Annotated in this window: 9 protein-coding genes; 1 reads left to right on the top strand and 8 read right to left on the bottom strand. The window is 42.0% G+C overall.

Annotation, left to right across the window (positions count from 1 at the left end; all coding sequences use genetic code 11):
- Positions 1–9: 9 nt before the first annotated feature.
- From BLV50_RS31055 to BLV50_RS31030, 6 genes are read right to left on the bottom strand one after another with little or no spacing between them, the layout of a single operon-like run.
- Entirely contained in the window at positions 10–1290 is a 1281-nt protein-coding gene (locus BLV50_RS31055; RefSeq protein WP_090811916.1) for an ABC transporter ATP-binding protein, read from the bottom strand.
- Positions 1290–2066 carry an ABC transporter permease gene (locus tag BLV50_RS31050; RefSeq protein ID WP_218135457.1) on the bottom strand — a complete coding sequence of 259 codons (777 nt, stop codon included), beginning with the start codon at positions 2064–2066 and terminating at the stop codon, positions 1290–1292. The genes BLV50_RS31055 and BLV50_RS31050 overlap by 1 nt, the downstream gene beginning before the upstream one ends.
- Positions 2067–2094: 28 nt before the next feature.
- The gene (locus tag BLV50_RS31045) at positions 2095–3030 is read right to left on the bottom strand and encodes a GDP-mannose 4,6-dehydratase (protein WP_090811915.1); all 936 of its coding nucleotides are present in this window, start codon (positions 3028–3030) and stop codon (positions 2095–2097) included.
- A gap of 14 nt (positions 3031–3044) precedes the next feature.
- A complete protein-coding gene (gene gmd, locus BLV50_RS31040) occupies positions 3045–4007 on the bottom strand; it encodes a GDP-mannose 4,6-dehydratase (RefSeq protein WP_090811914.1) in 963 nt (320 codons plus the stop codon).
- 57 nt (positions 4008–4064) lie between these two features.
- Positions 4065–5141, bottom strand: coding sequence for a mannose-1-phosphate guanylyltransferase (locus BLV50_RS31035; protein WP_090811913.1), 1077 nt, complete (start codon positions 5139–5141; stop codon positions 4065–4067).
- Position 5142: 1 nt separating this feature from the next.
- Positions 5143–6435, bottom strand: coding sequence for a glycosyltransferase (locus tag BLV50_RS31030; protein ID WP_090811912.1), 1293 nt, complete (start codon positions 6433–6435; stop codon positions 5143–5145).
- 131 nt (positions 6436–6566) lie between these two features.
- Here BLV50_RS31030 and BLV50_RS31025 point away from each other — a divergent pair, with 131 nt between their 5' ends.
- Complete coding sequence (locus tag BLV50_RS31025) at positions 6567–9032, top strand: O-antigen ligase family protein (RefSeq protein WP_090811910.1); 2466 nt, start codon at positions 6567–6569, stop codon at positions 9030–9032.
- Positions 9033–9137: 105 nt separating this feature from the next.
- On the opposite strand, the gene galU is transcribed toward BLV50_RS31025, so the two are convergent.
- Together galU and BLV50_RS31015 are read right to left on the bottom strand one after the other, a co-directional pair.
- On the bottom strand, positions 9138–10016 hold the full coding sequence (galU, locus tag BLV50_RS31020) for a UTP--glucose-1-phosphate uridylyltransferase GalU (protein ID WP_090811908.1): 879 nt from the start codon (positions 10014–10016) through the stop codon (positions 9138–9140).
- 73 nt (positions 10017–10089) lie between these two features.
- On the bottom strand, positions 10090–13710 hold the full coding sequence (locus BLV50_RS31015) for a DEAD/DEAH box helicase (RefSeq protein WP_090811905.1): 3621 nt from the start codon (positions 13708–13710) through the stop codon (positions 10090–10092).
- Between the last annotated feature and the right edge of the window lie 144 nt (positions 13711–13854).

Here is a 13854-nt window from a genome sequence, read left to right as displayed (position 1 = left end):
AAAATACTATCAATTAATTTCCCATTTATGCAGAATCGAAAATAATCCTACTGCCTTATCGAGCGATACAATAGTAAAATCCATATAAAATTTAATGAAATCCAACGCCCTATGATCCCCATCAACAATTGCCACATTAAGCTTATAGTTTCCAGAAAGTAAATCACATCTGTCTACAGTGAATTTTACTGTGCCTTGTTTTTTTATATTTTCAATTTTCAATTTTCCAATTTCAGTGTTGTTACCATAAACTAACACCTTATCTGAAGTGTAAAAACCTATTCCAAAGATATATTCTTTTTGAGGTTTATTAACTTTATATTCTATTTCAATTGAGAATGATTCGCCCGCTGAAATAACGTTTGTATTTTCACCATTGCTATTAACTAATCTAGCAGTTAGAATTTCAACCTCTTTTGAACCCCAGCGATTATCGCCAGAAAACTCTAACGAACTTACTGTTGCACTGTCATCGATAATTTGAGAGTTTTCATCGCTTTCTACATTATTATGTTCTTCTTTAAATTCTTGTTGTCGTCGTTCAACAAATTGTTGATTCATATGTTGCACATATAAATCAACTATTCTATCAGGTTCACCTTGTTCAACGATCTGTCCTTCGTTCATCCAAATCACTCTATCGCAAATTTTTTCAATTGTACCCAAATCATGGGCTACTATAACAATCGTTGCACCATTGTTTTTAAAGCTTTCAATTTTATCGTAGCATTTTTTCTGGAAGTTAGCGTCTCCAACTGACAGGATTTCATCTATCAATAGGATTTCTGGGTTAACATTTATTGCAACAGAAAAAGCTAGGCGCATATACATACCGGACGAATAAGTTCTTACCGGATTATCAATGAATTCGCCCAGCTCTGAAAATTTAATGATATCATCAATCTTTTCGTTTATTTCTTTTTTAGATAAACCGAAGATAGCAGCATTGGTGTAGATATTTTCTCTACCAGTAAAATCAGGATGGAAACCTGCCCCTAGTTCTATAAGACTAGAAATCTTCCCTGAAACAGATATGTTTCCGGAATCCGGATACAGAATCTTTGTTATAAGCTTGAGTAACGTACTTTTACCACAACCATTATGACCAATTAAACCAACTGTTTCACCTTTCTTTATTTCTATGTTAACATTATTCACTGCATGAAAATAACTGTAATCGTTACTTCTTAGTCTCAGCAATTTTTCCTTTAAAGAAATAGGCTTATCGTGATATATTTTAAATGTTTTACTGACATTTCTTATTGAAATAGCCAAGTCATTGCTTATCATTAGAGTTCCTCCGCAAAAGTCTTTTCAAGTTTCAAAAATATAGTCAAACCAATGATCAGTAGTATACAACCTACTGTAAATGCATAAAGCAAAGAAGGCCAGTGAGGTGCATTTCCATATAACAGCACGTCGCGAAATGCATTAATAATAGGCACCATAGGATTATATGCAACAATATCAGCAACTATTTTCGGGAAAATATCTATCGCAAAAACAATAGGAGTTAAGTAGAACCAAACCATTGTCAAAATTCCGACAATATGTTCTAAATCTCTAAATCTAACATAAAGAGCTGAAAAAATAAGCGACAGACTTAGTGCGAAAATAAATTCAATAATTAATACAATTGGCAACCATAGTATGTTGAAGGTCAAGGGTACTTTCGAAAGTAGAAGAGCAGGGAACACAATAATTAAACCAAAAATATAATTCATTAAGTTTGTGCAAACTACAGATAAAGGGAGTATTATTCTTGGAAAGTAAATTTTTTTAACAAGATTTGCGCCATTCACCACACTTGTTGTGGCCCCTTGAATTGAAGAGGTGAAAAATAACCACGGCAATAAAGCCACAAAAAGAAACATAGGATAATTCTCTTGATTATTTCGTAAAATCAAAGGGAACACTATTGAGTAAACAGCAAGTTGCAGCAGTGGGTTAACAAAAGTCCATAAAAAACCTAAAAAAGAACCTTTATAACGTGATCGAAGATCCTTCCTCACGGTACTTATGATCATTTGCCTATATGCTATTACTTCTTTATAAGTTTCTATCATAACTTAAGCCACCTATACACTCTCATATTTACTTGTTTAGCCAGTACATATAAATATCATGCAAACTTTGTTTTATTGTTATTTTAGGTTTCCAACCTGTTACATCAAAAATTTTATTATTTGAGCCAAAATACTCCGGTATGTTATTGGGTCTAAACTTGTTAGGATCTATTACGATCTTTACAGGATATTTTGAAAATGAACTAAGCATGTGCAGTATGTCCTCAATAGAAATACATGTACCAGAGCATACATTATAGATCTGTCCTCTTTCACCTTTCTCATAGAGCAGACGATATGCTTCAACGATATCTCTTACATCAGTGAAATCACGTTTACTACTAAGATCCCCAACGTGTATCACTCGTTCAGCTTTCCCATTGGTAATATTCGCTATTTGTTTAGCGAAGTCTGCTGTTACAAATCCCTCAACTTGTCGAGGGCCAATATGATTAAAAGATCTTGTATGAATAATATTCATACCGAAAGTATTGTTATACATCAGAGAAAGGTTTCCTAATGTATATTTTGAAAGACCGTACGGATTAGATGGAGCTGGCATCATTTCTTCAGTAATTGGAGATACGACTCCAAGTCCATACTCCTCAGAAGATCCTATTGTAATTAAAGTTATTTCTTGCCTTAGACTTGAATTCTTGACACTTTCCAGCAAATTTATTGTGTCAAATAAATTGGATTCAAAAGTTCCCTTTAAGTCTCCCCACGATTTCTTAACAGAACTTTGTCCAGAAAGATGAAAAATAACATTAGGTTTTATAGTTTCAAGAAGTTCTGTAATATCTTCAATATCCGAGAAAGCTAATTGGATTTTTTCAACTCCGTCTTTAGAGGCTGTGTTTCCACTTCTACCTGCACCCCAAACTTCATATCCGTTATCCAATAAATTTTCGGCAAGGTATTGACCAGCAAATCCATTGACTCCAGTGATTAATGCTCTTTTCATTTTCCACCCCCACCTTATTTCTCAAGCTTTTTCAAATCACTATCGACCATCATTTTGACCAGTTGCTCAAATCCAACCTCAAGCTTCCAGCCCAATTTTTCTTTTGCTTTCGCACAATCCCCTAACAGAAGATCAACTTCTGCAGGACGGACGAACTTAGGATCAATGACGACATAGTCTCTCCAATTGAGACCGGCATGGTTAAAAGCAATTTGTACAAGTTCTTCAACTGTATGAGTTTCTCCAGTTGAAATAACATAGTCATCAGGTTGATCCTGCTGAAGCATCAGCCACATCGCCTTAACATAGTCACCAGCAAAGCCCCAATCACGTTTAGCATCTAAGTTGCCCATACGAAGCTCACTTTGAAGTCCTAATTTAATACGTGCAACTGCATCGGTTACTTTACGAGTAACAAACTCCACACCACGACGTGGCGACTCATGATTAAACAAAATTCCTGAGCAAGCGTACATATCATAACTTTCACGGTAGTTTACTGTAATCCAGTGACCATAAACTTTAGCAACTCCATATGGGCTCCGTGGATAGAAGGGTGTTGTTTCCTTTTGTGGAGTCTCCACTACTTTACCAAACATTTCACTGCTGGATGCCTGATAAAACCTTGCTTCAGGTTTGATATAACGAACAGCTTCAAGCATACTGGTAACCCCAACGCCCGTAGCTTGTCCAGTAATGCCAGGTTGATCCCAAGATGTCGCAACAAAAGACTGAGCAGCCAGGTTATATACCTCATCCGGGTTGGACTTCTTAACCGCTTGAATCAAAGAACCTTGATCTAGTAGATCTCCATCAATAAATTCAATTTCGTTTTTAATATGCTCGATGTTCTCCATAATGGGTACACTTGTACGACGACGAAGACCATATACTTTGTATCCTTTCTCAAGAAGCAATTCTGCCAAGTATGATCCGTCTTGTCCTGTGATTCCAGTAATCAATGCATTTTTAGTCATGTTCTTAAGTTCTCCTTTTGCTGTGCAGTTATCATATATCAACAAATTACGTAAAGCCTATAAATATTCTTCCATCTTCTGCGTTCTTAATTCTTTTAGAAGCAGCTTCACTTCCTGCGCCTTTTCCTTAGTACAAATTAACGTCACATCTTCAGTATCTACTATAATTAAATCTTCAATGCCCAAGGTAGCAATTAATTTACCATTGCTCTCAATAATACAACGCTTGGTATCCAGGTTGAGGATATTACCACGAATCACATTCCCATTTTCATCTAATTCATTAATTCGTTCAAGAGCAGTCCAGCTACCCACATCATCCCAACCGAATACACATGGAATTACATAGATGTTACTAACCTTCTCCATAATACCGTAATCGATAGATTGATCAGGCATCTTTAAAAATTCCGAACGTATCAGTTCATCACGATTTTCTGAATCAAGTACCACCTTCATGGTCTCCAAAATATCATGCATTTCTGGCATTAATTCTTGTATATAGTATCTAATTGTGTTAACTTTCCACACAAAAATCCCGCTATTCCACAAGAAATTCCCCGCTTCTAGATAGGCTTGCGCTGTGGCCAAGTCCGGTTTCTCGACAAACTGATTAACTTTATGAACTGAGAGTTCATTAACTTCTTTGGTTTGATTGCTACTTTCGATGTAGCCATAACCTGTTTCAGGGTATGTAGGTTGGATTCCAAGTGTAACTAGATTCTTGTTATCCTGGGCAACTTCAACAGCCGTTTTTAGTATCCGTATAAATCCCTCTTCGTTCTCTATAATGTGATCTGAAGGAATTACAATCATTGTGCTGTCTGGAAAGCGATCCTCAATAATAACAGAGGCCAGACCGATACAGGGAGCTGTATTTCGTCCCACAGGCTCAATGATGATATTATTAGCAGGTAACGTAGGAATTTGAGCCTTAATTAACTCAGCATATAGTTCATTCGTGACAATGAATATATGAGAGATATCGATCATCTTCTCCAACCGTGCAATAGATTGCTGGATCATAGATTTATTACCGGAAATATTCAAAAATTGCTTGGGAAGGTTAGTTCTACTCTTAGGCCAAAAACGCTCACCTTTTCCCCCAGCCATGATAACACATGTAATATTCATTTCATCCTCCAAACTTCCACATAGAAATATACTCTAATCTTTTCTGAATCAATTTCCCAATAGTTTGTGGAGAGTAATGCTGCTTAATGTACGCTTCTCCTTTTGACGATACCTGTTCGTAATAGTTTCTATCAGTATTAAGTTTACGCATATAATAACTTGCATGCTCTATATCAGGGTCAGCCCAATATTGGTATGCTTTGTACGGACCGAAGTCTTGTTTCAAATGCACTAGGGTATAGCTCACTAAACATGAATTATCATGATTCATAAAATCTAAGTTGGACGACCACCCTGTTCCTATAACTGGTTTACCAAGATACATAGCCTCAGCAAGTCCTAGGCCAAAACCTTCGCTCCGGTGAAGAGAAATGTAACTGTCTGTTACAAAGATCAATGCATTTGTATCATTTCTTGTAAGGGTCTCTTCAATCAGATAAATATTCTTGTGTTCCCCTATGATTTCATGCAGTTCTTCTAGCTCTTTTTGTGCATATCCAATTCCGTTTACTTTTACTACGAGGCCTACGGACTGATCGTCCGGTAAAAAGGCGGTTTGAAACGCTCTAATTGAAGCTTTCGGATTTTTTCTTTCCTGATAGCTTTTCAAATCATACATCGTTAAAAATAAAAATGCATTCTGCGGTAAATTATAGTACGCCCGGTCTCTCATATGCTGTATGGAAACTTCAATACTATGTGGGATCTTCACTACGGGCACTGGGCTTTTTTGAGCAATGGAATCTGCAATAAACGTGGAAGGAACCCAAATTTCATTAACTAAGTTAAAGCTCTCCTTCCAATCATCTGGAAAATCGGGCAGTTCCCAGTGCCAGTATCCTATGTTATAACGGTTTTTAAAAATCGAATTTCCATACTGAGAATAAACTTCGATCATCTGCTCAGCATTAATATGAAACAAATTAATATTATACTTGGGTTCAGCAATCTCTTTGTGGATCCATGTAATATCATTCATTCTGGCTGAATTAGTCCCCGTGAAATTGATAATTCCAAAATTCATATTATCAACAGCGGTAATACTCCGCGCAGCTATTCTGCAGGATTCTCCAATTCCCATTTCGGCACGAGCATAACCCACAAGATTTATACCTGAGATGCCCTCTCTAAAATTCGTCGATTCATCATTTTTCTGTAAAGGAAAAGCTGTCTTAAGTAGTTTATGCTTAATCTGCTGTCTGACCTTAGTTGAAAAAAACTTAACACTCAAGGGTTTCAATCTAACAGCAATCTTGTAAAGAATCTTATATATTATTGATTTCAGCTCTGCCATTTGACATTTAATCGTCCTTTATATTTTCATTTAGATTCAAAATAACATACTTCTACTACAAGCGTAATAGGACAACCTAAACGTTCTATGATAAAATATTGTCGTATCTACAAGAAAAGGAGAATTATACCTTGTCGAATCCAGTATACGGGAAATCTAATAAGACGTCGAGGAAAGCAACTAGCAACTCGACTACGCCACTGCTATGGACATTGACCATAGGACTCATCTTATTTTTACTCTGGTCCTCTTTCCAAGTTGCGTTATTTAATGGGCAATTGCTTCAATACGAGGGCCCCATTTATTGGGCAGTTGTAATTACAACCCTCCTATTCGTTATTTGGGCAGCTGCCTCTTTCAAGCACATGAAACTAGAAACACAGCAAGATTGGCTTAAGATCGCAGTGATATTATTTCCACTCACCTACGTCTTGTCACTCGTAAGTGCAGCATCAAAATATCTGGCAGTTAACATGATTCTTATTCAATGTATTTATGCCATGATCTTTGTGATGACTATGTACCTACTAAAAAACAACAAAACCAATCATATCATACAATCTTCCTTAATAGGAATTGCATATGTAATTGTCGGATTTGGATTGCTAAATTGGTTGGGTGCATTTAGTTTTGCAGGCAAGCTAGTCGGGTGGTTCTCATCTGGTGTCGTGAATGGCGTCTATAATCAAGCCATCTGGAACGATTCAAACGGCCCACGACTTGCATCGGTATTTCAGTATCCTAATACATACGCTGCATTCCTGATGGCATTTCTGTTTATTACCATTTTCAGTATGATCCGTTCCAAAAAAGTGTACACGCAATTACTGCATGGCTTCATGCTTGTGCCAATTATCTTGTCGCTATTGCTGACGCTTTCCCGTACGGGTCTTGTCATGCTCCCAATTGTCTTTATCATCCTGTTATTACTATTGAAACCTGCTAAGCAAATTCTGTGGTTTATCTATTGTGGAACAGCTGCAATCGGTACACTGGTTGTGTTGAATCCAATAAATACAGCAGGACTTGAATTGCAACAACAATTCTCAAACTCTCTCGTAGCTAAAGGCTGGATGTATTTAATTACTGCATCCATAATTGTGGCTCTCGTATGTTGGGTTATCCAGCGTTGGATTTCACCGCGACTGGAGAATGGTCTTCAATCCTGGTCAGCCCGAAAGGGCTCCAGTCTATGGATTCCTCTAGGGTCTGTTATGTTGACAGTCATTGTTGCTGTGCTTCTGCTTGGTACGAGTGTGCGGAACATTTTGCCCAATAGCATTAGCACACGACTTGAAAACATCAATTTTCAACAGCACAGTGTGCTCGAACGGATTACGTTTTATAAAGATGCCACAAAACTATTTGCAGACTATCCAATCATAGGTGCCGGTGGTGGAGCATGGACCACCTTGTATGAAAAGTATCAGAACAATCCTTATGTCAGTGCCCAAGCACACAACTTCTTCATGCAATACCTCGTTGAGGTTGGGATCATTGGATTTATTATCTTTATGGCATTCATTCTCTTTATTTTCTATCAATATGTTCGTGCGTATGCAAGAAGAAGCGAGGAAGAACAGGAGTCTCATTTTGTGTACTTCATCCTGTCCCTGTCCATTCTGGTACTAAGTGTCCTTGATTTCAATATGAGTTATGTCTTTATTGGAATTCTTGTTTTCCTTGGTCTTGGCGGAATGGCTGCTGCGATGGACCCTAAGCCGATGCGTCGATTGAAGCTTAGTGGCTCCACAGCACGTGGAATCTACAGTGCGATTGCCGGATTAGCTGTAATTATCCTGCTCATTATATCTGTTCGCTTCCTGCAAGCTAACCATTACGCTTATGAGGCAAAAGAGGTAGCTCAAACTAGTCAGGACTTCCAGGAGATCAAAGCGCCACTCGATAAAGATCTGTCGATTCGCAGCACACATACAGATTCGTTGCTGATGCTTTCCTCCCTTTATCAACAGGGCTATCAGCAAACGCAGGATGATCAGTTCTATACGGCTTCTGTACAATTGCTCCAAAGTGGTCTCAAAGCGGAGCCATTTAATAAGGGCATGGTTAAGCAACTCATGGGCTTATACGAATTGAAGGGTGAATCTGACCAAGCCTATGCTCTCCAAAAAGAGTATGCTGCCAACTACATCTGGGATATGGATTGGTACGAGACGCTTATCAGCCGCTCGTTCGATCTCGGATATCAGGCACTTGGACAAGGCGATACGGCTAAGAGGGAATCCTACTTCACTTCAGGTTTGGATGCTTACCAACACGTTGTGGATGGTGTAGAACACCTGAAGACTCTCCCTGAAGGGCAGCTTCAAGGACAGCCATTCGAGCTCACCCCGACAATGATCCTGAACGCTGGTAAAATGAAATATATGTCAAACGATTCCGCCGGAGCTGCTACTATTCTTAAGAATGGAATTGCAGAGGATCTGTCGGATGCTACCAACCGTGAAATTGCCCGTTGGTACCTTGCTGCTCTGACTAAGGATGGACAACAGGATCAAGCAGTATATGATAAGTTGATTGCTGTTGCACCTAACGAAGCAGACGAGATTAAACAGATTGCTGAATTGAACTTCTAATTGATAAAGTGCAACTAAAGGTCCTATTAATATTAATTTCACATCAAAAAAAGGTTTGCCCTATAAAGGGCAAACCTTTTTTTGATCTAATTCATAAAAAATTCGCTAGCTTGACACCACGATCTTCTTTAAGTAATCTAACAAATCCTCCCGCAAATCCGGGCGCTGAAGGGCATAATGAATCGTGGTTTCAATAAAACCAAGCTTCTCCCCAACATCATGACGCAGACCGTCAAAATGATAGGCGAGAATCTGTCGTTGGTCATTCAGACGGGACAAGGCATCCGTTAACTGGATTTCTCCGCCCACGCCAGCAGACTGCTGACCAAGAATATCGAAGATATCCGGCGTCAGAATATAACGTCCCATAATCGCCAAATTGGAAGGTGATTCTTCCGTCTTCGGTTTCTCGATCAAACGACGCGCACGGTACACACGATCTTCGGTGCGAGATACCAATTCCCCGTCCACAATCCCGTAACGTGACACTTCGCTCCAATCAACAGGCTGCACACCTACGATCGGAGATTGCAATTCATCATAAACTTCGATCATCTGCTGAAGACAAGGATGATTGGATTCCACGATGTCATCCCCCAGTAGCACGGCAAATGGTTCGTTTCCGATAAACTTGCGGGCACACCAGATGGCGTGTCCCAGACCCTTCGGTTCCTTTTGACGGATATAATGGATGTCTGCCATCTCGGAGGGTTTGCGAACTTCATTCAGCAGATCCCATTTCTGTTTACCAGCAAGATTCTGCTCCAGCTCGAATGAATAGTCAAAATGATCCTCAATGGCCCGTTTACCTTTACCTGTTACGATAATGATATCCTCAATGCCTGAAGCTACAGCTTCTTCAATAATGTACTGGATCGTCGGTTTGTCAACGATTGGCAACATCTCCTTGGGCATCGCCTTCGTGGCAGGCAGAAACCGGGTACCGAGCCCGGCCGCTGGAATGATTGCTTTGCGAATACGCACGCTAGATCCGCTCCTTCTGGTGGAGAAATAATTATATATTAGATAAATCGAATACTAATTTGGCTAGACTTCATTATACCATCAACAGCTCCCGGATATCCTGCTCGGATAAGGTAGTCGATCCTCGATCTCCGGGTTCAATGACTTCGGCAATCAAATCTTTTTTGCGCTGCTGCAGCTCCAAAATCTTCTCCTCAATCGTACCTTCCGTAACGAGGCGGATAACCTGTACGACTTGTTTCTGCCCCATACGATGGGCACGTCCGATGGCCTGTTCTTCCACGGCGGGATTCCACCACAAATCATATAAAATAACAGTATCTGCACCCGTTAAATTCAATCCGGTACCGCCAGCTTTCAAGGAGATCAGGAACAGCTCAGCTTCACCTTCGTTGAATCTGCGGCACATCTCTACCCGACTCTGTGCAGGTGTCTGACCATCCAGGTAGAACAAATCTCTCCCCTGTGCAGCGAGCGTCTGTCGAATTAGATTCAGCATGCTAGCGAACTGGGAGAAGATGAGAATCCGCTTGCCAGCAGCCAGACAATCCTCTACCGTCTCCAGCAGCTGCTCCATTTTCCCGGAATCCCCTTGATAACCCTCCACAAAGAGAGCGGGATGACAGCACAACTGGCGCAGGCGTGTAATACCAGCCAGTATTTTAATCCGGTTCTTCTGAAAGCCGTTCTCTTCCATATCCTTGGATGTCTCATCCTGAAGCTGAGACAGGTACGCGGCATACAGTTTCTTCTGTTCGTCCTTCAGCTCGGAGCGCTGAACCGTTTCAATACGATCCGGCAATTCCTCCAGCACATCTTTCTTCAGACGGCGAAGAATAAACGGACGGACCATCCGGGCAATGCGTTCAGGAGGCAGATCTCGGAATCTGCGATAGCTTGGAAATAGGCCCGGGAAAACCGCTTCAAAGATCGACCATAGCTCATCCAATGAGTTCTCCACGGGTGTTCCTGTAAGAGCGAAGCGACGTGGTGCCTCAATCTGTTTAACCGCTTGGGCTGTCTGGGAAGAAGAGTTCTTGATAGACTGGGCTTCATCCAAAATAAGCGTATGAAACGTTCTCCCGAGATATGTGTCCAGATCGCGGCGCAATAGCGGGTAGGACGTCACAATAACATCTGCGTCATCCATACCTTCGAGCATACTGGCTCGTTCGTCTTTCTGCCCAGCTGCAATCAGAACTCGCAAATGCGGCGCAAATCGGGCAAATTCATTGGCCCAGTTGTACGTTAACGAAGCTGGTGCAACGACGAGTACCGGGGGATGAGTAGATTGTTGGTCCAACAGTCCGGCCTGTACTTCATCTGGGATGTTATTCCCGAAAGTTCCCTCATCGACAGTGTAATCAACATCACCTGGATTGCTTATGTGCTGTTTCGGCTTTTCTTTCAGTTCTGCCGCGATATAGGCGATACTTTGCAGCGTTTTACCAAGTCCCATATCATCCGCCAGGATACCGCCAAATCGGTAAAATGCGAGTGTACGCAGCCACTGATATCCACTGGCCTGATAATCACGCAACACGGGAGCAAGCGCATCCGGTAATGCAAAATCCATCCGCTCAGGATCACGAAGGTCATCCAGGAAACGTTTCAGGGAACCGCCCCACTTCACATGTCCGGAAACCTCGTCCCGGCCCGGAAGCTGTAACGCCCGAACTGCCGGCATCCGTATATGACTGCCATTGATATCGCCCGACGCCAGTCCAAGGGAATCCGCCATGTGTGCAAAGCTGTCCGCTCCGTCATTTTCGAGAGAGACAAACACACCGCTGCGCAAGCGGAAATACGGTTTCTTTTCCACAATGCTGCGCATAATTTCCTGAAGCTCCAGCTCATCTACACCTTCCATCTCGAATGAGATCTCCAGCCAATCCAAGCCTTTGCCCAGATCTGCCCGAACTTTCGGCGGTGTCGGATAGGATTGCACCATGGCCTTCACCGCATTCGGGATATAGACATCTACCTGCTTCTCAAGCTCCGGCAGCAGATGATACATCACATCGTATACCGCATCTTCTCGTTCACTTGCCCATACACTGCCATCCCGTTCCAGGAAAGAGCGATCTAGTCGGTCGATCAGGTTACGCTCCGCATGACGGTCACGTACCAAAATCACCTTTTTCTCTTCCTCATCGATCAAATATTCGGCCAGCGGATTAATCACCATTACACCGTAATCAAACTCCAGACGCGCAGTAATCCGTTCCCGGTAGAAATCAATATACAACTTTGGCGCAAGCTCCGGCTCTGCGATTCGTTCTCTCACCTGGGAGTCGATCGACAGATGTCCAAGTGTACGCAATTCCGGCACTACATGCTGCACGAATTCATCCACCTGCTGAGCAGAAATATCGATACTTTCCTTGATTCCATAAGAAGTGAGCGCTCTGCTCAAATCCTCCAGACTTCGCATCTGCATCGGCTCCAACATATGCAATTGCCCTTCCACCACGGCAGCATCATAGGCTGGAAGAAGAATTAACTCACGCAATCCGGAAATCTCAAGCTGATATCCTTCATTAGTCCCCTGCGCAATACGATAAAATAATGGCAGTGCCCCTTCACCCAAAGTGAGTGGACCATTGGCTAACCCTGTTCCCTCCATCCGGCTATCTGCCTGCAGCAGCAAATCCAATAGAGGCTTCCAGACCAGAGGAGCAATCAATATATCTCTTCCGTCTGAAGCACCCAAGTAACCGGAGATGGATTCGCGGTAAGCTTCCTCACTCTGCCTCATCCGAATAAGCATAGACAAGATCGCCTGATCCTGTGGCCGAAAATAATGCATTGAAGGGTCGTAGAAAAATAGCTTGGTAAACGACATCGGCTCACCATTCTCAATGCAATTCAGGAATTGCTTCACTTTCTGAACGACATACAGGCGTTTATTTCCTACTTTCAGTTCAAGCGCGAGTTTGGCTCCGCCTTTGTGAACCTGCACAAGCTTGCATATAAATTGGAGCTGCAGCTCCTCCCGCAATGAAGACCGGCTTACAGGCGCAGTGTATTTACGATCATTTGATTGCAGGGGGCTGCGTTCTTTGGCAAACATGGAAAGAATCTGATCTGCTGTGCGGTAGGAAGGTTTATCTGCTGATCTACCCCATCCAGGAGCTGAGCTTGGTCGACCCGCTTGGGCGAAATGTACGGACGGACGATCCATATCCGAATGGTCATCAAGCTTGGATTCGGAAGACACTGGCTCGGCTGCAATGGCCTGAGCAGATGAAGTTGAATGAGATCCCACATTCATTACTGAGTCGGTATTTGAAATGGAGTTTGGACGCTCCCACTCATTCTCCTCCACCAGCGTTCCTACTCTGGAACTGGAGCCACGATCAGGTTTAGACACCAGCTTCGAGGATGTTTGAGAGCCCGTGTCACGCTGTTCTCCCCATTCATGAATCGCCAGCAAAACGGCAGCCACGTGTTTGCAATAGTCATAATATCTCCCATCGCCCGGACAGCTGCATCCGGCAACAACCTCACCTGCATCATCCAGATCAACCGTTACTTTGTATCGTTCTGTACCTCGAACCACAGCTTCGTAATGACGTTCATCCTGACTGGCAACCAGATTGGTCACCCTCCCAGATTGGTTATACGCTTCTCCCCGTTTGAAAGCCGTGACCCCGCACAGCAATTTGATATCCATCATCGTGAATGGCGCCACGGTTCTTCGCCTCCTATATTTCTCTGACAAACAAGATACCACATACGAATTTAGTATAGGTGTAGTTCAAGTCTCTTTTATAGAAAAAACCCCAAGAGCTCCGTAAAGCAGAGATTGGGGTTGCTTCATACTTCATGCCTGTTG

Origin of the sequence: Paenibacillus sp. 276b (assembly GCF_900107875.1) — a bacterium.
GTDB lineage: Bacteria > Bacillota > Bacilli > Paenibacillales > Paenibacillaceae > Paenibacillus > Paenibacillus marchantiae.
The sequence above is the reverse complement of the archived record's forward strand: the minus strand, read 5'-3'. Positions and strand labels throughout refer to the sequence as shown.

Coding starts and splice junctions, on each gene's coding strand:
- BLV50_RS31050 (WP_218135457.1), bottom strand. CDS start 2,066: ATGATAGAAACTTATAAAGAAGTAATAGCATATAGGCAAATGATCATA.
- BLV50_RS31045 (WP_090811915.1), bottom strand. CDS start 3,030: ATGAAAAGAGCATTAATCACTGGAGTCAATGGATTTGCTGGTCAATAC.
- BLV50_RS31030 (WP_090811912.1), bottom strand. CDS start 6,435: ATGGCAGAGCTGAAATCAATAATATATAAGATTCTTTACAAGATTGCT.
- BLV50_RS31055 (WP_090811916.1), bottom strand. CDS start 1,290: ATGATAAGCAATGACTTGGCTATTTCAATAAGAAATGTCAGTAAAACA.
- gmd (WP_090811914.1), bottom strand. CDS start 4,007: ATGACTAAAAATGCATTGATTACTGGAATCACAGGACAAGACGGATCA.
- BLV50_RS31035 (WP_090811913.1), bottom strand. CDS start 5,141: ATGAATATTACATGTGTTATCATGGCTGGGGGAAAAGGTGAGCGTTTT.